The sequence below is a fragment of the Pseudoalteromonas issachenkonii genome (genome assembly GCF_002310795.1).
Taxonomy (GTDB): domain Bacteria; phylum Pseudomonadota; class Gammaproteobacteria; order Enterobacterales; family Alteromonadaceae; genus Pseudoalteromonas; species Pseudoalteromonas tetraodonis.
Genome location: NZ_CP011030.1, coordinates 2,983,250 through 3,005,143, shown reverse-complemented (window position 1 = coordinate 3,005,143; position 21,894 = coordinate 2,983,250). Strand labels below are relative to the sequence as shown.

Below are 21,894 nucleotides of genomic sequence, written 5' to 3'. Positions count from 1 at the left end.
ATAAAATTTGTTTTATCGCGGTGAAAGCGTTTAGTATAAGGCGTAACTTAATTTTTAATATGAACGAAGGACTTGCTATGAAGTATCTCAAAATGGGTGGTTTAATTGTATGCTTAGCAGGGCTTGCAGGGTGCTCTGATGATGTTGCTTCAGTAAGTCTTGGGCTATTTACCACTAAAGATGTGGTGGTTAATTCACAGCAAGACCCGCTAGTGACCGGTGTAACCTGTCATATTAGCCATATTGAGGCGAATTTAGATTTTTCAGACCCATCAGATATGTCGATTGCCTGTCGTCAAACAGGGCCAATAACGCCAGACCAATTACAGTCTATCGACCGCAGTAAATCCGGTGAAGTCGTGTTTAAATCATCTAAGAGTATTTTGTTTAAGTCATTAAAAGTGCGCCGTATTTATGATGCTAAAACCCATACATTATTATATTTATCATACTCAACGAAAGAGTCTACGGGCAGTCATCATCATGCGCTCTCTACGGTGCCTTTATACAATACACAAGCATGGCAATGGGCGAAGGGGCAAGAGTAGTTTATGTTAACTCTATTTAAATCAAAGCCCTTATTGGCAGAACAAGAACAACAATGGCTGGTTGATACCTTTATTTGGGCAGCAGAAAACTTTGATTTGGATTTTTTTACCAAACACAGCCAAGTTATTTTGCCAACGGTTGAGTTTTTTCCTGACTCGGTTTCAAGTATTGAGGAAATGGCCAGCAAAGTGTTTGCACGTGTTAAGCAATACGCTGGTATGAATGAATGGCCAGTAACCTTGGTTGCACCGCAACAATTACAACCACAGGTGTTTCCACACTTTGAATTTAGTCAGCATTTACGTGGCGAAGAGTGTCATTTAATAGTGCCAGCCAGTCATACTATTAATGTGTCGTTTAACCCTAATCAAATTAATCAACCGCAAGATTTAGTGGCGAGTTTTGCCGGTACGCTTGCCACCATATTAATTCATCACGTAGGGGTGCTGCCCCCAGGTGGTAAAGAGTACTTACCGCAAGCTACTGATGCTTTAGCGTGTTTTTTAGGCTTTGGGGTAATGATGAGCAATACCGTGTACCAGTTTAAAGGTGGCTGTGGCTCATGTTATAACCCGTATGCAAATCGCGAAGCGGCGCTCAGTGAAACGCATACCGTATTTATGCATGCGTTAGTGAGCTACTTTAAGCAAGATAAACACTCTAAAAAACATTTAAAACCGCATTTACGAGGCCAATTTAAAAAAGCGCAAAAAGAAATAAAAGCCTTGGTTAATCAATCGGCTAACCCATTATTATTGGCTTTTTCGCCAGAGCAAGCCAGTTAAGTATGAACTATATCGATGAATTTTTATTAATTGCGGTGGCTCATTTTTTTGCGGTAGCAAGCCCTGGGCCCGACTTTGCGGTAGTCCTTAAACAAAGTGTACAACACGGCAGGCGCAATGCCTTATGGACAAGTGCAGGTGTTGGTGCGGCTATTTTATTACACATAGCCTATTGTGTATTGGGAGTTGCGCTGGTGTTAACTCAATCACCTGCGTTGTTTATGGCGCTTAAATATATAGCGGGCGCGTATTTAGCGTATTTAGGCGTGCAGGCACTGCGCGCTGCTAAACCTACAAATACCTCATCAGAACCGACTGCAAAACCCAGCCTTGCAGCTGAGTCATCATGGCGTGCGTTTCGACGTGGCTTTTTTACCAATGCACTTAACCCTAAGGCAACACTGTTTTTTATGTCGTTGTTTACCTTAGTGATTAGCCCAACTACGCCGGTAATAGTACAAATGGGATATGGCGTTTATATGGCGCTTGCTACCTGGGCTTGGTTTTCTATTTTATCGCTATTGTTATCAAAAGCGCGTGTACGTGATTTTTTTCAGCAAAGTGGTTATTGGTTCGACCGCGGCATTGGCATTATTTTAATCGCACTGGCTGTGCGAGTTGTTATTTAAAGAAGGAATAGTATGGCGTTATATAATTTTTCGTTTGGCTCTAATATGTCATCTAATCGTTTATTGGCACGTTTACCTAATGCAAAACGTGTGGGTACGGCACTTTTAAAGGGCTATAAGTTAACCTTTAATATGGCCTTTTCAGATGGTTCAGGTAAATGCACTATTGTGCCCACCAATGAACCCGATGCTGTGGTATATGGGGTAGTGTATCAGCTTAATGAAGCCGAAAAAGAGATCTTAGATAAAATTGAAGGCCCTAATTACGACTGTGTTGATTTAACCGTGAGCCTTCTAGATGACGATGACATTAATGTACACTGCTACATAGCAAACACACATGACGACACACTGCTACCTTATGATTGGTACGTGCAGCATGTATATCGCGGCGCACTTGAGGCGGGCGTACCCGAACACTACAGTCAACGCATTTTAGCTTACCCGAGTAAGCAAGATACTAATAAAGCGCGCGCCGAAATAGAATTTGCGGTTCATCAAGATTAAACAAAAATAATAACCTAAGGTAACACTATGAAACTAAAAAAATTAGCCACAGCCGCATTATTGGCTGGCTGGGCGTTTACGAGCTCTGCAGCAGTTGATACCGATAAAATTTCAGAGGTGATCAACGCCTCAATGACACGTTTTGATGTACCCGGAATGGCCGTTGCCATTGTTGAAAATGACAAAGTTGTATTCGCTAAAGGCTTTGGTGTTGCCAACCTTGATACGAATAGCAAGGTGAATAAAGACACTTTATTTGGCATTGCTTCAAATACCAAGGCATTTACCAGTGCAGCATTGGCTAAGCTGGTGGATGAAGGCAAGTTAAGCTGGGATGACCGCGTAATTGACCATCTTCCTGAGTTTAGATTGTACGACCCTTACGTTACTCGTGAAATGCGCATACGCGATTTACTTAGTCATCGTAGCGGTTTAGGGCTTGGTCAAGGCGATTTAATGATTTGGCCAAGTACAGATAAATCGGTAGCCGATATTTTATCTGGGCTGAAATATTTAAAACCTGCGAGCAGTTTTCGTAGTCAATATGCTTACAACAACCTAATGTTTGTTACCGCTGGTGAAGTTGTTGCGCGTATATCGGGGATGAGCTGGAACGACTACATTGAAAAAAATATTCTACAGCCACTAAATATGACCAACTCGCGCGCTGGCTTTTCGCGTATCGCAAAAAATAACAAAAACTGGGCGATTGGACACATCCCAATGGATGGCAAATTGCATCCTTTTTTTGTTAATTACCTTGAAGACTTTAGAGGGGCAGGCGCCATTGCATCAAGCGTAAATGATATGAGCCAATGGCTCCGTACTCAACTTGCGGGTGGCAAAATGCCTAATGGCGAGCAGCTATTTAGTGAAAAACAACAAGCACAAATGTGGCATCCACATATTATGTCACTGGCATCTAAAAGTGCCTATGAAGCGTATCATCAACAATTTAGAGGCTACGGTTTAGGTTGGAGTATAGAAGATTACCACGGCGTTAAAAAGCTGGCACATGGTGGCGGCATTTTAGGTATGGTATCGCAGGTGACTTTACTACCAGAAAAAAACGTGGGGATTGTGATATTAAGCAACCAACAAGCATTTTCTGCATTATCGGCAGTGACTCATGAAGTACTTGAAGATGTACTAGAGCTTGAAGATAAAGATTGGGTTGAAGAGTTAGCTAAAAAGCATTTTGCAGGGAAAGAAAAAGCCTATGCTAACGCCGCTCCAAAAGCGCCAACAGATATTCAACCGCAATTGCCTAATATAAACTACACCGGTACATTACATGATGATTGGTATGGCGATGTAATAGTTGAAGAACTGGATGGTAAATTACGCATTGATTTTACCCATACAAAACGCCTTAAAGGTGAACTGGAGCATTACACAGGTAATACTTTTATTGTGAAGTGGGATGAAAAGTTATTAGAGGCAGATGCCTTTATTCGCTTTTCTATGAGCGCCGATAACCGCGTGGAATCGGCGAAAATGAATGCAGTTTCAACGCAGGTAACCGACTTTAGCTTTGATTTTAGAAACCTCGACTTAAAAGCTAAATAACCATAACTTTGGTTAAAGAGTCGTTTAGTATCAACCAAAGTCGCAAAGCCACCACAAGGTGGCTTTGTTATACTTGATGAGCAACTTATTTTTGGAGTTAGCTATGCGCACTGCGATTATTTCTCATCCTCACTGTCGTAAACATAAAATGATTGAAGATCATCCAGAATGCCCTGAGCGTTTAGATGCGATTAATGACCGTTTACTTGCTAGTGGACTGGATGTGGCTATAGAGCAAAAACAAGCCCCTAAAGCACTGCGCGAACATTATTTATTGGCGCACAGTGAGCAGCATATTAAGCATGTAGAAGACATGATCCCCACTGAGGGGCTCAGCGATCTAGATGGAGATACGTGGTTATGCCCCGACTCTTTAAAGGCCATTGAGCGTGCAGTCGGAGCAGGCTTACTCGCTGTTGATGAGATTTTAGAAGGTAAGTTAGACGCTGCGTTTTGTTCAGTACGCCCGCCAGGGCATCACGCTAATCGAGATAGCTCTTCTGGTTTTTGTGTGTTTAATAACCTTGCGATTGCAGTTAAATATGCACAAAGCAAAGGGGTAAAACGCATTGCCATTGTTGATTTTGACGTACACCATGGCAATGGTACTCAAGATATTTTTATGGATGATGAAAATGTGTTGCTGTGCTCGTTATTTCAATATCCATTTTATCCTAATACCGCCATTAAAAATAATGCCACACTGGTAAATTCACCTTTACCGATAGCTAGTGATGGTGCTGATTTAAAAGCACTTTATGAGCAACAATGGCTACCAAAATTAACAGAATTTAAGCCTGAGCTACTTTTTATAAGCGCGGGATTTGACGCACATTTAGAAGATGACATGGCCAGTCTTAAGTTTGTTGAAAGTGATTATATATGGCTTACTGAGCAGTTAGCGCAATTTAGCCAACAGCATCATTGTTTAGGTATTATTTCTTATTTAGAGGGAGGGTACTCACTGTCGGCCCTCGGGCGCAGCGCGATTGCACACGTTAAAGCGTTAGTTGATTTCGGCGAGTAACGCAAACGCTTGGCTTGGTGTGAGCTGTTCTATTTTACTTAAGCAGCATTGCCCTTCTTTTGCTAAATATTCTTTTACTAGCTCTGCTAATTGGCTTGCACTGAGCGCCGTGAGCGAATGGCCGCTTAAGCTTTGATAGCCACTAACCTTATCTAAAATAATGACTTTTTGCTGTTCACTTGCTTCCATAGTGTAAATAAAGTCGTGTAAATCATTGGCGTGCTCTATTAGCTCAATTTCATTATTATAAATAATAATTTGTGGGTAACTGATGCTCATCTATTGTCCTAAATCAAATTGTTTTTTTACTGAATAATTTATAATCATTAATTGGTTTAATTTTGGAAGTAGAAGCAATGCCTCACACTAGCCGCTATCAAAAAGTATGCGATGTTTTTACCAATAAGGTGATCGCCTGCGCTAAGGATACCCCTTTAATTGAAGCGGTGAAACTAATGCGAGCGCACAATGTTAGCGCTATTTTTGTAAAACAACAGCAACAAATAATAGGCGTATGGACTGAAACCGATTGTTTAACACTTAACTTTTCTAATCGCTCACTTAGGCAGTTAGCGATTGAAAGCGTTATGTCGAGCCCTGTACTAAGTGTGCCCAGCCAACAATTATTAACCGAGACGGCCATGGTGTTTAATAAGCAGGGTGTAAGGCATTTGTTAGTCACTGATACAAATGACGTTCCCAGCGGCGTGATCAGCATTACAGATATTGTAAACAATCAAGGGCTAGAGCATTACTTACAATTTAGACCTATTAATGATCAATATAATAAAAACATACGGATAGTACCGAGTTCATTGGCAATCAATGACGCGGTGAGCATGATGCGTGAATATGCAGAGAAAGTGATTTTGGTGTTTAATGAGGATGAAAATGCCCATGGCATTATTACCCAGCGCGATTTACTAAAGCTCATCACCGAGCAGCACAATCATCTTGTTTGTTGGGATTTAGCCAGTCGCCCCCTTTATCAGATAAGCCCCCAAGACAGCCTTTTTGATGCTTACAGGTTGATGTCTGAAAGTAACATTCGACATTTGGTGGTTAGCGAAAATAATCAAATTAACGGTGTATTATCGCTTGAAAACTTAATTAATGAAATTGAAACGGCTTATTGTTGTGAGCTTGAAAAAGTACTTCAGCAGCGTGATATTGCATTGCAGCATTCGCAGCGTAACTTATTTTTAGCCAATAAAATTATCGACTCCTCCCTAGATGGCATCATGATCACCGACTCGAATGGAGTGATTATGCAAGTAAACCCTGCATTTACTCATCTAACCGGTTACAAAGAATATGAGGTGATAGGTAAGCGACCCAATATGTTGAGTTCAGGGCGTCATGATAAAAACTTTTATATAAAAATGTGGGATTCGCTTGCCAAAACAGGGGTATGGCAGGGGGAAATTCATAATCGTAAAAAGTGTGGTGATATTTATATTGAGTGGCTCAGTATTATAGAAATAAAAGAGCCAAGTCATAGTGAGGTGATTTACGCCGCTATTTTTAGTGACATAACTGAGCGAAAAAGCGCAGAAGAAAAAGTGGTGCAGTTAGCGTATTTTGATGAGCTAACTGGCTTACCTAACCGGCGTTTATTTAACGATAGACTCTCTATGGCACTCGCCTCAGCGCACAGAGATAAACAGATGCTAGCGGTAATGTTTATTGACCTTGACCGTTTTAAAGAGGTGAATGACAGCTTAGGCCATAATGCCGGTGATACCTTATTAAAATTAGTCTCTGAGCGCATTATTAACACCCTCAATGAGGGAGATACGCTGGCGCGATTAGGGGGCGATGAGTTTATTGTATTGTGCGAAATAAACAATGTAGAAGGTGCTATCACCCTTGCTGAGAGTATTTTAAATCACTTAAATACACCGTTTAAGCTTGAAGGATTTGAGGTTGGTGTTACCGCGTCTATAGGGGCGGCTGTTTACCCTGATGATGGCTTAGACAGTGAAACATTATTAAAGCATGCTGATATTGCCATGTACCGCTCAAAAGATGTCGGTCGCAATTCGTTTCAGTTGTTTCAACCCTCAATGAATGCCCGATCTTTAGAGCGTTTAGCGATGATGAGTCGCTTTCAACATGCGCTAGAAAATAATGAGTTTGAGCTTTATTTTCAGCCTAAGCAATGTTTAAAAACAGGGTTGATTATGGGAGCTGAAGCACTACTGCGTTGGCATGACCCTGATTTAGGCACTATTTCACCAGCGCAGTTTATTCCGCTTGCTGAAGAGCTAGGTTTAGTGGTGCGTTTAGATTTATGGGTTATAAACCAAGCAGGTAAAGAGTTAACCCTTTGGCAAGCGCAGGGGATTGATGCCGGACGTTTAGCGATTAATGTCTCTGCGTGTCATTTAAGCCAAGGTAAGTTGGCTGATAATATTAAAGCGATGCTTACTCGTTACCAATTACCTGGCAGCTTACTTGAAATTGAGCTGACCGAAAGTAGCTTTATTAGCTCGTTTTCACAGGCAAAAGAGCAAATACAACAGCTCAAAGCGCTGGGCGTGCATATTGCGCTGGATGATTTTGGTACGGGGTATTCTGCACTCAGTTATTTAACCAAATTACCGTTTAACACATTAAAAATTGATGCGAGCTTTATTGCTAAGATTCCTGATGAGTATGGCAATAGCCAAATTGTGGCGGCCATTATAGCCATGGCGACAAGTTTAGGATTGGATGTGGTTGCTGAGGGCGTTGAGCATGCCTCGCAAGAGGCACACTTAGTCGAAATAGGCTGCAATGTTATTCAGGGCTATTATTATTGCCATCCATTAACGCAGCAGCAATGGATAGCATTTTATAACCAAGCTACTAACGGTTACTCTGTACCTACACTCACTTCATAAGAGGTGAACTTACGAATATTAATAACGCCGCTATCAAAAATTAAATATTGGCCTTTAATGCCTTGTAAAATACCGCTAACAACGGGGTTTTTATCAAAGTTAAATGAGCTAATTTTACTTGGGTATTCGCTTACAGGAAAATCAAGATTCACAACGTCTTGATCAAGCTGTTCAATAGCGGTTGCGCCAAATAATTCACTCAGCTCGGTTAGTTTTTCGCTAATTTGTGGAATAAGCTCAGCAGCCGCTGCTTTTAAATCAAGAACGTCGTTTTGTCCTTTGAGCATATTGCGCCAATTGGTTTTATCAGCAATAAACTGCGCGAGCGCCACTTCCACTAAGCCCGACTGTAAACGAGTTTGTACTTTAAAAATAGGTAATGCTTGGGTTGCCCCTTGGTCAATCCAACGGGTAGGTATTTGGGTGTGGCGAGTAATGCCTACTTTTAACCCTGATGTATTAGCTAGATACACATAATGCGGGATCATGCAGTTTTCTTCACCCCACTGTGGCTCGCGGCAGGTGCCTTGATCGTAATGGCAGGTTTCAGGTTTCATGATACACATGTCGCAACTTGCAAGCTTGCGCATACATACAAAGCAATGCCCTTGAGAATAGCTTTTTTTTGTTTTTTTACCACAGTTAGAACACAAAATTGTGCCACTAAAAGTGAGAGTCAATTGTTTACCTATTAAAGCATTTAAATCAACCAGTTCATCACCTACAGGTAAATGATATTGAACGGGTTCTGTTAAGCTCGACTTTAATTTACGCAGTGTACCTTGCATCTTTACTTGGCCCCAAAGATGTTAAAAAGGGGAGCTTAACATTTTTAGGCGGTATTGGCTGTTCAAGAAGTCTAAATAATTATCATAAGAGAGTGCTTTTGCGTACAAATAGCCTTGGGTACGGTCAGCTTTCATGGTGTTGAGCAGCTGGTGAACTTCTTGAGTTTCTACGCCCTCAATCGTGATAGTAAGGCCCAAGTTATGTGCCATATCTATGGCTGTTTGCACAATGACCTGATGAGCCCGGTTATCGGTTAAATCAAACACAAACGACTTATCTACTTTAAGTTCACTAAAGTGATAGTTAACTAAGTAGCTAAGCGATGAATAACCAGTACCAAAATCGTCTAACACCACCTTAACGCCCAGTGTGGCAAGTTCACCAACTAAAGTGACTAACGCATCTTGATTTTCGACAAACGCTGATTCAGTCAGCTCAAACTTCAATAAATGAGGGGCAACCTGATACTTTATTAAAAGGTTTTCTACTTTTTCGGTTAAATTGGCAATGGCTAGGTTTTTTGCACTTAAATTAACGCTAATACTATGTTCAGTTATGCCCTCATTTGCCAGTTTTGCAATGTCTTTGCAGGCTTGCTCTATCACCCAAAGTGTTAATTCATTAATAATACCGGTGTGTTCGGCAAGTAGAATTAGTTTTTCTATGGAAATGTTTTTAAACTCAGTATTAGGCCAGCGTAGTAGAGCTTCGGCACCATTGACACTGTTATCTTTTAAACTAATTTGTGGTTGATAAAACAGAGCGAGCTGATCCGTTCTTATCGCTTGTTGAAGCTTAGCAGCAAGCGCAACGTCCATAGCTAAACTGCTGTTCGCAGATGATGAGCTTACCTTACTTAGACTATGTTTAGCGTTATGTAATGCCAAGTAGCCTCGTTTCAACCAAAATTCAAAGTCATCACGTTTACCAAAGGCACTAATCCCCACGCTGTAATTGAGTTGTAAGTCTAGCCCTTTGATTTGATAAGTTTTTGGTAACTTATTTACTACCCTTTTTAATAACTCTTCGAGCGTGTGCGGGCTTTGGTTTTTAGTCGAGATACAGGCAAAAACACCGCTACCTAAATCAGCAATTTTAGCGGGTTGATTAATGCCACTACTTAAGTTAAAAAATTCTCTCTCAAAGCTCAATTGGCATTCTAATTCGTGCGCAACATGCTTAATTAATTCATATCCTTGGGAGGGCGTAATAATGGTATTTAGCGAGTTAAAATGACGTATTTTAACCAAACATAAAGTGGTGGAACGTTGCTGGGCTTTGAGTGCCATAAAGGCATACTTTAACTTTGCGCTATTGAGCAGTTTTGTTTGCTGGGTATGCGTGGCATGATATAAAGCGCGCTCACGCTGATAACGAACCCGATCGGCAAGTGCCATGGCCATGAGGACAATTTCACACAAAATGGCCATTAAAAAAGCATGACGTATTGAAAAGCTATAAGTGATAACGCCTGTAAGCTCTAAAGGCTGAATGGCTGCACCAATAATCAATGGCACCCATGAAAATACGTAAAACTTAGCCCATCTAAAGCCACTTTTTAATTTGTTATAAATTAAAATAAAGCAGACGATATAAAGTAATCCCAAAATTACAAAAAATATGGGGGCAGCTATATTTTCGGGAATAAAAAAGCTTAATGTACCGAGCACTAGCATTAGCCAGAGTAAACCAACACTTAATTTATAACGCCAGCAACGGTCTTTATGATATCGCAAAAACATGGTGCAAAAAGCGAGAGTGAAAAACGCAATAGTGTAATTAACGACAATTATTTTTTCGTGAATAAACAACTGCCATTCTAGCGGCCATAAATAAAAACCAAACCCCAGAACGGTGCCCATTAATGCTATAGCACTAATAATGTAGCCAATATAAACTAAGTACACGCGGTCTTTAATGCCAAAATAGAGTAATAGGTTATATAGTGAGGCCATTAATAAGACACCCGCGAAAATTCCCCAAATGCCTGTTTGTGAGCGAACTAAGTCAACAAATACATTATGGCGATATAAGTGAATTGGAGTTTTACTGATCCCCACAGTATCTATTTTTATAATTAGTCGTTGTGTAGATTGGCCATCGAGGTTAAAGCGAATGTGGGGCACGCTGTACTTAAATAAAGTAAGACGTGGCTCTTTATCGCCAAGCTTATAAGTGTCGAGTAGTTGGTTGTTACTATTGAGCCGATATATGGTGAGATGATCTACCATCGGGTTATCAAAGTGGGCAACCACATCTTCTTGTTGGCTGCTTTTGTTTTCTAAATCGAGGCGTAACCAATAATTTTGCTGTTCAAAGCTCCAAGGTATATCGTTAAATTCTTGCTGTGTAAATAGCGCCTGCTTGGTCATTACTTCTTCAAAACTTTGTGTTTTGCTTTTGTCTATGTAATACGCATGATCGAGGTAAACAGGGGTTATTTTATCTATGGTATAGCGTGATGGCATCACAAAGTTTGTTGCCAATGTGCTGATAATAAAAAAGATAAAAATAAGTATTACAACTGCTACCGCATGGTAGCGCAAGGTTTTAAATTCCAATATTAATCTATGTCCAGATTACTTTTTTATAGTGTAGCAGTAAAAAGCGCAGATAATCTGCGCTTTTATAAAATTTACTCGTTAGTTATCAATCGTTATGATTGTTCACGAGCAATTGCGCGATAAGCAATGTCAGTACGGTATTCCATGCCATCCCAGTTGATTTCATCAACCAGTTTATAGGCACGCTGCTGCGCTTGTGTAACTGTATTACCCAGTGCAGTAGCACACAGTACACGACCACCGGCAGTCACTACGTTATCGCCGTCTTGCTTAGTACCTGCATGGAAGACTTTTTCGCCTTCAGGGTAAGTTACTTTCAAGCCACTAATAGCATCGCCTTTCGGGTAACTATCAGGGTAGCCTTTAGCGGCTAAAACAACACCTACTGCAGCGCGTGAATCAAACTCAATGGTGGTTTTATCAAGCTCTACACGGTTAGCAGCTTCAATCAATTCAACTAAGTCTGATTGTAAGCGTAGCATCATAGGTTGTGTTTCAGGGTCGCCAAAACGACAGTTATATTCAATAACCTTTGGTGTACCTGTCTCATCTATCATCAAGCCTGCATATAAAAAGCCAGTGTACGGATGGCCTTCGCTAGCCATACCTTCTACCGTTGGGTAGATCACTTCGTTCATAATGCGCTGATGAATTTCATCGGTTACTACAGGCGCTGGTGAGTATGCCCCCATACCACCGGTGTTAGGACCTTGATCGCCATTGTAAGCGCGTTTATGGTCTTGGCTGGTTGCAAACGGCAGTACGTTTTTACCATCAACCATGACAATAAACGACGCTTCTTCACCTTCTAAAAACTCTTCAATGACTACACGGCTACCGGCGTCACCAAAGGCATTACCCGCAAGCATATCGCGAATAGCCTCTTCAGCATCGCGTTCGTCCATAGCAACAATAACGCCTTTACCAGCCGCTAAACCATCGGCTTTAATAACAATCGGTGCGCCTTTTTCTTTTAAATAAGCAAGCGCAGGGTCGATTTGTTCAAACGTTTGGTAATCAGCGGTTGGAATAGCATGACGTGCTAAAAAGTCTTTAGTGAACGATTTAGACCCTTCAAGCTGTGCCGCTCCCGCGGTTGGGCCAAAAATAGCTAAGCCGTGTTCACGGAACTTATCAACAACCCCTAATACTAGTGGCACTTCAGGGCCAACAATGGTTAGCTCAACATTATTTTGTTGTGCAAAGCTTAGCAGTCCATCAAGGTCTTCAACGTTAATTGCTACGTTCTCAAGTTTTGGCTCAAGAGCTGTGCCCGCATTACCTGGAGCAACATAAACAGTGTTAACTTTTGTATTTTGAGCGGCCTTAAACGCAAGTGCGTGTTCGCGGCCGCCGCTGCCAATGACTAATACATTCATGGCGAATATCCTATTTAAAGCGGTTTTTTAAATTTCAGCGTCATACGGTCGCTTTCACCTATGGCTTTATATTTAGCGGCATCTTGCTCGCCAAGTCTAAGGCTCGGTGGAAGGGTCCATACCCCTTTAGGGTGATCGGCTGTATCAAGAGGGTTTGCATTAATATCGCTTTTTGCTTCAAGTTCAAAACCAGCTTGTTCAGCAAGTGCAATAACCACACTTTGCTTCATATAACCTGATGATTTTTGCATCTCATCATCTTGCTCTTCTGGTAGGCGGTGTTCAACCACACCTAAAGTGCCGCCTGGTTTAAGTGCTTTGTAAAAAGACTTAAACGCATTGCTTGCAGCTTCTTTATCTTTGCTCATGTACCAGTTATGGACATTACGAAAAGTCAGTACCATATCGGCGCTAGCCGCAGGAGCAATATCTAAATGTGTAGATGGGGCAAACTCAGTGAGTTTAACGTGACTAAAGCGGGCATCTTCAGCGATTTTAGCCTTAAAGCCAGCAAGAGAACGTTGGTAATAACCAACCGATGAATCAGCAGGGAAGTGCGCAGCATAATAGGTGCCTTGCTCTTTCAGCGCTGGCGCTAAAATTTCACTGTACCAACCACCACCTGGGGCAATTTCTACCACGGTCATAGATGGTTTAAAGCCAAAAAATTCGAGTGTTTCTACAGGGTTGCGGTATTGATCGCGCTCACTGCTACGCTCGCTTGCTTTAACTGCTTTTGTTAATGCTGAGTCGTGGCCATGGTTATGTGCCAACGCCATTGTTGAGCTTAATGACAGTGTGGCAACCAGTAGAGATTTTAGTGCAAATTTCATCGTCTAATCCTTCACATTATAATTGTTAGTCATGGTTATAGAATAAGCAGAATACGTGAATTTGGTGCAAACAAAAAGAGCTAACTGAACCCGTTAGCTCTTTATGCGATTAATGACGGAAGTGGCGCATACCGGTAAACACCATTGCCATTCCAGCTTCGTCAGCGGCCGCAATCACTTCTTCATCGCGCATTGAACCACCTGGTTGGATAACAGCAGTAATGCCAGCCTCTGCAGCTGCATCAATACCATCGCGGAATGGGAAGAATGCATCTGATGCCATCACTGAGCCTTTTACTTCAAGGCTTTCATCAGCGGCTTTAATACCGGCAATTTTAGCTGAGTAAACGCGGCTCATTTGGCCCGCACCTACACCTATAGTCATACCGTCGCGGGCATAAACAATGGCGTTTGATTTAACAAATTTAGCCACTTTCCAGCAGAATAATAAATCTTTAAGCTCTTGCTCAGAAGGTTGGCGCTTAGACACAACCGTTAAGTCGCCTTGCGTTACCATGCCTAAATCACGGTCTTGAATAAGTACACCGCCATTTACACGCTTAATGTCGTGACCTGTGCCTTTAGCTGAGAATTCACCACACTCTAATAAACGCACGTTTTGTTTAGCCGAGACTATTTGAGCCGCTTCAGGGCTTACGCTTGGTGCAATAATAACTTCAACAAATTGACGTTCAACAATCGCTTGTGCAGTCTTAGCATCAAGTTCTTGGTTAAAAGCAATAATGCCGCCAAATGCTGACGTTGGGTCTGTTTTAAAGGCGCGCTCGTACGCTTCTAAGATATTATCACCAATTGAAACACCACATGGGTTAGCGTGTTTTACAATAACACACGCAGGTACATCAAATTCTTTTACACACTCAAGTGCAGCATCGGTGTCGGCAATATTGTTAAACGATAATGCTTTACCTTGCAGTTGAGTGGCTGTTGCCACTGACGCTTCAGTGATGTCGTTCTCAACATAAAACGCGGCATCTTGATGCGAATTTTCACCGTAGCGCATATCTTGCTTTTTAGTGAATTGCATATTAATAGTACGCGGGAACTTAGTATCGATAGCGGCTTCTTCTGTGTAATCAGGAACCATTTTACCGAAGTAGTTAGCAATCATGCCATCGTACTGCGCTGTATGCTCATACGCTGCAATAGCTAAGTCAAAGCGTGTTTTGTAGGTTGTTGAGCCGTTGTTATTTTGCATTTCGCTAATAACACGGTCGTAGTCGCTTGCGTTAACAACGATCGTCACATCTTTGTGATTTTTAGCTGCCGCACGTACCATCGTTGGGCCACCAATATCGATGTTTTCAATAGCATCTTCAAGGCTGCAGTTTTCTTGAGCGACAGTATTCGCAAAGGGGTATAAGTTAACTACAACGATGTCGATAGCAGAGATATTGTTATCTGCCATTACGTCTTCATCTTGGCCACGACGAGCAAGAATGCCGCCATGAATTTTTGGATGTAGGGTTTTTACGCGACCATCCATGATCTCAGGGTGACCGGTGTGATCTGATACTTCAGTTACTTTAATTGCATTGTCAGCAAGTAGTTTACACGTGCCGCCAGTTGAAAGTATTTCAACACCTTGTGCTTCTAGTGCACGGGCAAATTCAACAATACCGGTTTTGTCTGACACACTCAAAAGTGCGCGACGTATAGGACGATGTGTATCCATTGTAGTTTGATTTCCTCAGTTAATGAGCTAGCTTAGAAGCGCGTATTTTAACTGATTACGACTCAAAAAACGACTTATAACGACCCATAAAGCGTGAGCATTTTGCAATTTCGTTAATAAATTTTACAAATAAAAAAAGCACCCTAAGGTGCTTTTTACTCAAAATACTTTATACCAGCTGTATTGGATTAGTAAGCAATTATAACGACAAAGAAATAAGTCAATAACAAGGCAAAAATTTTGCTGTGTAGTTATTCTACATAAAAAATTTTTAACGCAGTTAGGGGCTTATTTAGCTCGTTAGAATGATTACGGTTTCAATATAGCTGGTATTAGTTCATACCGTATTTTTTAAGCTTTTTACGTAAAGTACCACGGTTGATACCTAGTAAAATTGCCGCACGAGTTTGATTGCCACGTGTGTAAGTCATTACTTCTTCAAGCAATGGCGCTTCTAGCTCAGAAAGAACAAGGTCGTAAACGTCTTGCACATCTTGACCGTTAAGCTGCTTTAAGTAGTGGTGAACAGCTTTTTTCACTGCATCACGCAATGGCTGCGGTTTCTCGTGTGACTGAACATGAGGGTTAGTGATAAATGGAGAAGTCACGTTTTGTTCGAACATTATAAAGTCTCTTTCTTTCTTAGTTAGCTGCTAGTGTTTTAAAGTATTGCTCTAATGCGACGACCTGTGCCTCTGAATTGTCGAGCGCATTAAATACTCGCCTAAACTGACCGTCACTGTCATGGGTTTGCAAATACCAAGATACATGTTTGCGAGCGATTCGTGCTCCCATTGGCTCACCGTAAAACACATGGAGGTTGGTTAAATGCTCCATTAAAATACTGCGCACCTCTGCTATAGCAGGTGGCTGCATATGTTCACCAGTTCGCAAATAGTGGTCTATCTCCCTAAATATCCAAGGGCGACCTTGGGCGGCTCGACCAATCATAATGGCATCTGCACCCGTATAGTCCAAAACCTGCTTTGCTTTTTCAGGTGATGTAATATCACCATTAGCAACGACAGGTATCGACACTGAACGTTTTATATCCCTAATTGTGGCGTACTCAGCATCACCTTTATACATACATGCGCGCGTGCGCCCATGTACAGCCAGTGATGCAATGCCATAACGTTCAGCTATTCTTGCAATCTCTACACCATTACGGTTGTCCTGATCCCATCCGGTACGGATTTTAAGTGTCACAGGTATATCAACCGCGTTTACTACGGCATCAATAATCTCTTCCACGAGTTCTGGAAACTGTAATAAGGCTGAGCCTGCAAGTTTCTTGTTCACTTTTTTTGCTGGGCACCCCATATTGATATCTATGATCTGTGCACCGTTTGCAACATTGAATTGTGCGGCCTGTGCCATAAGCTCAGGGTCTGCTCCTGCAATTTGCACCGCACGTATACCCGACTCACCAGAATGATCCATTCGGTTCATCGACTTTTCGGTTTTCCAAACCTTCGGATTAGACGACAGCATTTCAGACACAGCAAGGCCAGCGCCTAAACGACGACATAGCTGTCTAAATGGTCTGTCCGTTATGCCCGCCATAGGCGCGACAATGACATTATTCTCAAGTTGGTATGAACCGATACGCACGATATTCAATAGGCCTCTTTTCAAGGGGCGCTAAGTTTACGGCTTTTTACGCAAAAATCAAAGGCTATAAATTGAACAAAAGTGACTTTTTTTTGCTCTTTTCGTATTGACATTTGATAACCGTATGACGAAGCGCTTTATTTGTGTGAATTTTGAACGGCTGTTACTTTTATAATAAAAAATCTTTATTTTTTATTATGTAAAAAAATAGTAAAGCCTGTTAAATACAGGCTTTAGATAAGACTTTTGAGTTAATACTCTAAATTTTTTAATAACGCACTATTACGCTTTTTTAGTGCCACTTACTCGGGTCCAATCGCCTTCAATGGCAATTTCATCAAGCTCAATAAAGGGCGTGTATATGTCAGCAACCGATTGTGCTTGTTCTTCTAAAATTCCCGACATCGCAATTTTACCGCCTGGCTTTAATAATCCTAAAATAACACTATGAAGCTCACGCAGTGGTTGCGCTAAAATATTTGCTACTACAATGTCAGCAGTAAACTCAGGTTGATTTTCTGGCAGGTACACTTCAAGCTTGTCAGCAACACCATTGCGATTAGCGTTATCTAGGCTTGCTTCCAGCGCTTGTGGGTCAATGTCTATCCCAATCATGCGCTCAGCACCCAATTTTATTGCTGCAATGCCTAATATGCCTGAGCCACAGCCAAAATCGACCACGGTTTTACCAGTTAAGTCTTGGCTTTCTAACCATTTTAAACACAGTGCCGTGGTGGCGTGTGTGCCAGTACCAAAAGCAAGACCTGGATCAAGTAGTACATTGACTGCGTCTGGGTCTGGAATGTCGCGCCAGCTAGGACAAATCCAGAGTTTTTCGCCAAATTGAATAGGGTGAAAATTATCCATCCACTCACGTTCCCAGTCTTTATCTTCGAGTTGCTCAATTTTGTAAACTAAATTGTCTTTTAGCTCATCATGGCGTTTTAATAACGCAACCACTGCGTTCATATCGTGATTAGCTTCGAACAAGCCAATTACTGTGGTGTCAGCCCAAAATACAACAGTGCCAATTTTAGGCTCATAGATAGGCGTGTCTTTAGCATCAATAAAAGTAACAGAAGCACTGCCTGCTTCCATTAATAGGTCACTTACTGCATCAGCGGTTGCAGCATTGGCATTGATACGGATTTGGATCCAAGCCATGTTTATTTCCTTGAAATAGAAAAAAGGCCGCTACAGCGGCCTTTTAAATTAACTTATAATGTAACGCTAGATTATTTAGCGTCTAAAAAGCTTTTCAGTAAATCAGAGCGAGAAGGGTGACGTAATTTACGCAGTGCCTTCGCCTCAATTTGACGAATACGTTCACGTGTCACGTCAAACTGTTTACCTACTTCTTCTAACGTGTGGTCGGTATTCATATCAATACCAAAACGCATACGTAGTACTTTCGCTTCACGGGCTGTTAAGCCAGCGAGCACGTCGTTAGTTGCGCCACGAAGAGACTCCATTGTTGCCGAATCGATTGGCGAATCAATAGTGGTATCTTCGATGAAGTCACCTAAGTGCGAATCTTCATCATCACCAATAGGTGTTTCCATTGAAATTGGCTCTTTTGCAATCTTAAGTACCTTACGGATTTTATCCTCAGGCATCATCATGCGTTCAGCTAATTCTTCTGGATTTGGCTCACGACCCATTTCTTGTAACATTTGACGTGAAATACGGTTCAATTTATTGATCGTTTCAATCATATGTACTGGAATACGGATGGTTCTTGCTTGGTCAGCAATAGAGCGCGTAATTGCTTGACGGATCCACCACGTAGCATAAGTTGAAAACTTATAACCACGACGGTATTCAAACTTATCAACCGCTTTCATCAGACCAATGTTACCTTCTTGGATTAAATCTAAGAACTGTAAACCACGGTTGGTGTATTTTTTAGCGATTGAAATTACAAGACGTAAGTTTGCTTCTACCATCTCTTTTTTAGCACGGCGCGCTTTCGCTTCACCAATACTCATGCGACGGTTTATATCTTTAATACGTTCAATGCTTAAGCCTGTGCTTTCTTCCATTGAAGTAAGTTTGCTAATACAGCGAAGTATTTCAGGCTTCACTTCTTCAAGTTTAGCTGAATGCTTTTCGTTTGCTGCAATTTCAATATCAAGCCATGCTGTGTCAGTTTCGTTGTTTGCAAAATGCTTAACAAAGGTTTTCTTTGGCAGCTTTGAAACTTGAACTGCATGCTTCATGATAAGACGTTCTTGAACGCGAACTCTGTCCATCATTTCACGCATGTTATTAACCATGCGATCAAACTGTTTAGGCACGAGTTTAAAGGTTCTGAACAGCTCACCGATTTCTAAAATAGCGGCTTGAGACTCTGGATGAGAGCGACCTTTCTTATCGAATGTTTCACGTGCTTTGGTGTATAAATCACGTAAATTTTCGAAATGGATGCGCGCTTCTTCAGGATCTGGACCTGTATCTACTTCTTCTTCGTCTTCATCATCGCTGTCATCGTCATCATCGTCGCTGTCATCAAGTTGTTTTTCACTTAATTCAGAACCAATGTTGGTGGCAGCAATAGGTGGTGCTTCTTCTGCATCAGGATCGAAAAAGCCAGAGATAATATCGCTAAGACGCATCTCTTCTGCTTCAAACTTATCCCACTGTTCAAGTAGGTAAGTGATCGCTTCTGGGTATTCAGCAACCGAAATTTGAACTTGGTTAATGCCTTCTTCAATACGCTTAGCGATAACAATTTCGCCTTCACGGGTAAGAAGTTCAACAGTACCCATTTCACGCATATACATGCGAACAGGGTCAGTTGTACGGCCAATTTCTTTTTCTACAGTAGCAAGGGCTGCAGCGGCAGCTTCCGCTGCGTCTTCGTCTGTCGTGGTTTCTTGCATCATTAATTCATCGGCATCAGGCGCGTTTTCGCTAACCTTGATACCCATGTCATTAATCATGCTAATGATATCTTCTACTTGATCTGAGTCGATAATATCTTGTGGAAGGTGATCATTAACTTCTGCAAAAGTTAAGTAACCTTGCTCTTTACCTTTTTGAATCAGAAGTTTTAATTGTGACTGAGGAGTTGGATCCATAGAGATTGTTTCTTCCACTCTGATAAGTTGATACAACAGGCGCCATCATGGAGTTTGCTCAAAGGCTAACCAGAATAATGTGACGCAGTGAATAGCACAGTATAACAGCCTAAATCAAATCTGACTAGCTGTTCGTTGCTTTTAACGCTGTCATTAGTAAATGACATTCTAGTCGTTCGTCGCTATTTAGGCCCTGTGTCTTGTCTTTTATTAATAGGGTCTCTAGTCGATAATTTAAACACTGATCTTCAATAAATTTGAAAGTATTTTGGAAAACAGTCTCTAAACGCTCTTCATTTATTTGATGTTGCCATGTCGCTAACTTAGTTAATGGCTCGTAGTCATCGGTGTCCCGAAATGATTCAAGAATTTGTGCGGTGGTAATGCCATCTTTTTGTAATGCTTGATGTTGTAGTCGCAATAATAAGCCAATACCCGCAATATTCATTTGAGCTAAATCGGGTAAATAGGGCACACTTTTAGCCAAGTTAGGGTGCTGAATTAAAATCCCTATTGCTTGGCGCATGGGTGTAATTTTAAATTTTCGTTCAATTGCTTGCTGCTGTTTTGGCGTTTTTAAGTGATTATTGAGTTGCTCACGGGTGCGGCCAATCAATCGCCCAAGTTGCTCTAGGATATTTTCTTGGTAAAACTCACTTGGGATCTTTTCAATCAGGGGCAGTGCCGCACTGAGTAACTTAGCCTTACCGGAATCTAGTGTTAAATCAATCTCTTTACTTAGTTTATTAAACAGCACTTTAGTGAAGTCATCTGCGTTTTCAAGGCGTTGCTCAAAAGCTGCTTTACCTTCTTGTTGTACGAGTGAATCAGGGTCTTCACCATCGGGTAAAAATACAAAATGCAGTGCTTTGCCATCGTTTAAGTAAGGCAACGCATTTTCGAGTGCGCGCCACGCAGCATCTTTACCTGCACGGTCACCATCGTAACAACAAATAACTTTATCTGTGGTTCTAAATAAAGTGTGCATGTGCTCGCTGGTTGTCGCTGTACCAAGGGCTGCTACGGCATATTCAATACCTTGTTCTGCCAGCGCTACTACGTCCATGTAGCCTTCAACAATCAGTACATGGTCAAGCTTCTTGTGTGCTTGTTTAGCTTCATAAAGCCCATAGAGTTCAAAGCCCTTATGAAATATGCGCGTCTCCGGAGAGTTTAAATATTTAGGCCCTTGATCGGCTTGCATTACTCGCCCACCAAAAGCAATAACGCGGCCGCGTTTATCACGAATTGGAAACATTAAGCGATCACGGAAAAAGTCGAACTGTTTGCCTGGGGTTTTCTCAGATGCGAGTTTAAGCTCAACTAATTGTTCTTTTTGTTCTTGGTTTCGCCCAAGTTGTTGGCAGAGCCCTTCCCATTCGCTGGGCGCATAACCTATCATAAACTTTTTAACGGTTGCACCGCTTAAGCCGCGACCTTTAACGTAATCGATTACCGCTTCAGAGTTACTGTGATGTTTTAACTGATGTTGATAAAAGCGTGCTGCATGCAGCATTAGATCATAGTCTGAACGTTTTTGTGCCGCTGTGCGCTCTGGTCCATTACTGCTCCCTTGTTCGCGAGGAACATCAAGGTTAAGTAAACTGGCTAGTTCCTCAATTGCATCAACAAACTCGAGTTTGTCATACTCCATTACAAAAGAAATAGCATTGCCGTTAGCGCCACAGCCAAAGCAATGATAAAACTGTTTATCTTGCGATACGGTAAATGAAGGCGACTTCTCATTATGAAAAGGACAGCAAGCTTGATAGTCTTTGCCCGCTTTTTTCAACCCTACCTTTGAGTCAATCAGGTCGACAATATCGGTTCGTGCCAATAAATCATCGATAAAGTTGCGTGGGATCTTTCCAGCCATTGTTTAAAGTACAGCCCTAAGATAAATAGAAAAGTGATGAAAACGAATTATAATACGCAAAGATTTGAACACAAATGCATAATTTTTTGAAGTACTAAATATCTAAACGAAG

The 21,894-nt window shown here is 41.5% G+C and carries 18 protein-coding genes; 7 read left to right on the top strand and 11 right to left on the bottom strand.

Annotation, left to right across the window (positions count from 1 at the left end; all coding sequences use genetic code 11):
• The first annotated feature begins 77 nt into the window (after window positions 1-77).
• From PISS_RS13920 to PISS_RS13895, 6 genes are all read left to right on the top strand, one after another.
• Window positions 78-548, top strand: coding sequence for a CreA family protein (locus PISS_RS13920; protein WP_013465976.1), 471 nt, complete (start codon window positions 78-80; stop codon window positions 546-548).
• A 3-nt stretch (window positions 549-551) separates the two neighbouring features.
• Window positions 552-1,334, top strand: coding sequence for a hypothetical protein (locus PISS_RS13915; RefSeq protein ID WP_013465975.1), 783 nt, complete (start codon window positions 552-554; stop codon window positions 1,332-1,334).
• A gap of 2 nt (window positions 1,335-1,336) precedes the next feature.
• Entirely contained in the window at window positions 1,337-1,963 is a 627-nt protein-coding gene (locus PISS_RS13910; protein WP_028835584.1) for a LysE family translocator, read from the top strand.
• Window positions 1,964-1,975: 12 nt separating this feature from the next.
• Window positions 1,976-2,470 carry a gamma-glutamylcyclotransferase family protein gene (locus PISS_RS13905; protein WP_013465973.1) on the top strand — a complete coding sequence of 165 codons (495 nt, stop codon included), beginning with the start codon at window positions 1,976-1,978 and terminating at the stop codon, window positions 2,468-2,470.
• Between the two features lie 27 nt (window positions 2,471-2,497).
• The gene (locus tag PISS_RS13900; RefSeq protein WP_058155293.1) at window positions 2,498-4,039 is read left to right on the top strand and encodes a serine hydrolase; all 1,542 of its coding nucleotides are present in this window, start codon (window positions 2,498-2,500) and stop codon (window positions 4,037-4,039) included.
• 103 nt (window positions 4,040-4,142) lie between these two features.
• Window positions 4,143-5,066, top strand: a complete 924-nt coding sequence (locus PISS_RS13895; protein ID WP_024601706.1) for a histone deacetylase family protein — start codon at window positions 4,143-4,145, stop codon at window positions 5,064-5,066.
• Here the strand turns inward: PISS_RS13895 and PISS_RS13890 are convergent.
• Window positions 5,046-5,345, bottom strand: coding sequence for a DUF4144 family protein (locus PISS_RS13890; protein WP_024601707.1), 300 nt, complete (start codon window positions 5,343-5,345; stop codon window positions 5,046-5,048). The two genes, PISS_RS13895 and PISS_RS13890, sit on opposite strands and share 21 nt — an antisense overlap.
• Before the next feature lie 77 nt (window positions 5,346-5,422).
• On the opposite strand from PISS_RS13890, the gene PISS_RS13885 reads away from it, so the two are divergent.
• Window positions 5,423-7,951, top strand: coding sequence for an EAL domain-containing protein (locus PISS_RS13885; protein ID WP_167380513.1), 2,529 nt, complete (start codon window positions 5,423-5,425; stop codon window positions 7,949-7,951).
• Here PISS_RS13885 and PISS_RS13880 read toward each other — a convergent pair.
• The 10 genes from PISS_RS13880 to dnaG all read right to left on the bottom strand — a co-directional run bounded on the left by PISS_RS13880 (window position 7,924) and on the right by dnaG (window position 21,782).
• A complete protein-coding gene (locus tag PISS_RS13880) occupies window positions 7,924-8,739 on the bottom strand; it encodes a DUF2797 domain-containing protein (protein ID WP_033103716.1) in 816 nt (271 codons plus the stop codon). The genes PISS_RS13885 and PISS_RS13880 overlap by 28 nt on opposite strands.
• 21 nt (window positions 8,740-8,760) lie before the next feature.
• The gene (locus tag PISS_RS13875; RefSeq protein WP_058155292.1) at window positions 8,761-11,301 is read right to left on the bottom strand and encodes an EAL domain-containing protein; all 2,541 of its coding nucleotides are present in this window, start codon (window positions 11,299-11,301) and stop codon (window positions 8,761-8,763) included.
• A 95-nt stretch (window positions 11,302-11,396) separates the two neighbouring features.
• A complete protein-coding gene (purD, locus tag PISS_RS13870) occupies window positions 11,397-12,683 on the bottom strand; it encodes a phosphoribosylamine--glycine ligase (protein WP_058155291.1) in 1,287 nt (428 codons plus the stop codon).
• Between the two features lie 14 nt (window positions 12,684-12,697).
• A complete protein-coding gene (locus PISS_RS13865) occupies window positions 12,698-13,516 on the bottom strand; it encodes a class I SAM-dependent methyltransferase (protein WP_058155290.1) in 819 nt (272 codons plus the stop codon).
• 109 nt (window positions 13,517-13,625) lie between these two features.
• Window positions 13,626-15,212: a bifunctional phosphoribosylaminoimidazolecarboxamide formyltransferase/IMP cyclohydrolase gene (gene purH / locus PISS_RS13860; protein WP_058155289.1), complete on the bottom strand. Its 1,587-nt coding sequence runs from the start codon at window positions 15,210-15,212 to the stop codon at window positions 13,626-13,628.
• 332 nt (window positions 15,213-15,544) lie between these two features.
• Entirely contained in the window at window positions 15,545-15,835 is a 291-nt protein-coding gene (fis, locus tag PISS_RS13855) for a DNA-binding transcriptional regulator Fis (protein ID WP_002957804.1), read from the bottom strand.
• A 19-nt stretch (window positions 15,836-15,854) separates the two neighbouring features.
• On the bottom strand, window positions 15,855-16,826 hold the full coding sequence (gene dusB, locus PISS_RS13850; protein ID WP_024601713.1) for a tRNA dihydrouridine synthase DusB: 972 nt from the start codon (window positions 16,824-16,826) through the stop codon (window positions 15,855-15,857).
• A gap of 282 nt (window positions 16,827-17,108) precedes the next feature.
• Window positions 17,109-17,990, bottom strand: coding sequence for a 50S ribosomal protein L11 methyltransferase (prmA, locus tag PISS_RS13845; protein ID WP_058155288.1), 882 nt, complete (start codon window positions 17,988-17,990; stop codon window positions 17,109-17,111).
• Between the two features lie 71 nt (window positions 17,991-18,061).
• Complete coding sequence (gene rpoD / locus PISS_RS13840; protein ID WP_028835594.1) at window positions 18,062-19,906, bottom strand: RNA polymerase sigma factor RpoD; 1,845 nt, start codon at window positions 19,904-19,906, stop codon at window positions 18,062-18,064.
• Between the two features lie 124 nt (window positions 19,907-20,030).
• Window positions 20,031-21,782 carry a DNA primase gene (gene dnaG / locus PISS_RS13835; protein ID WP_058155287.1) on the bottom strand — a complete coding sequence of 584 codons (1,752 nt, stop codon included), beginning with the start codon at window positions 21,780-21,782 and terminating at the stop codon, window positions 20,031-20,033.
• Window positions 21,783-21,894 lie beyond the last annotated feature (112 nt).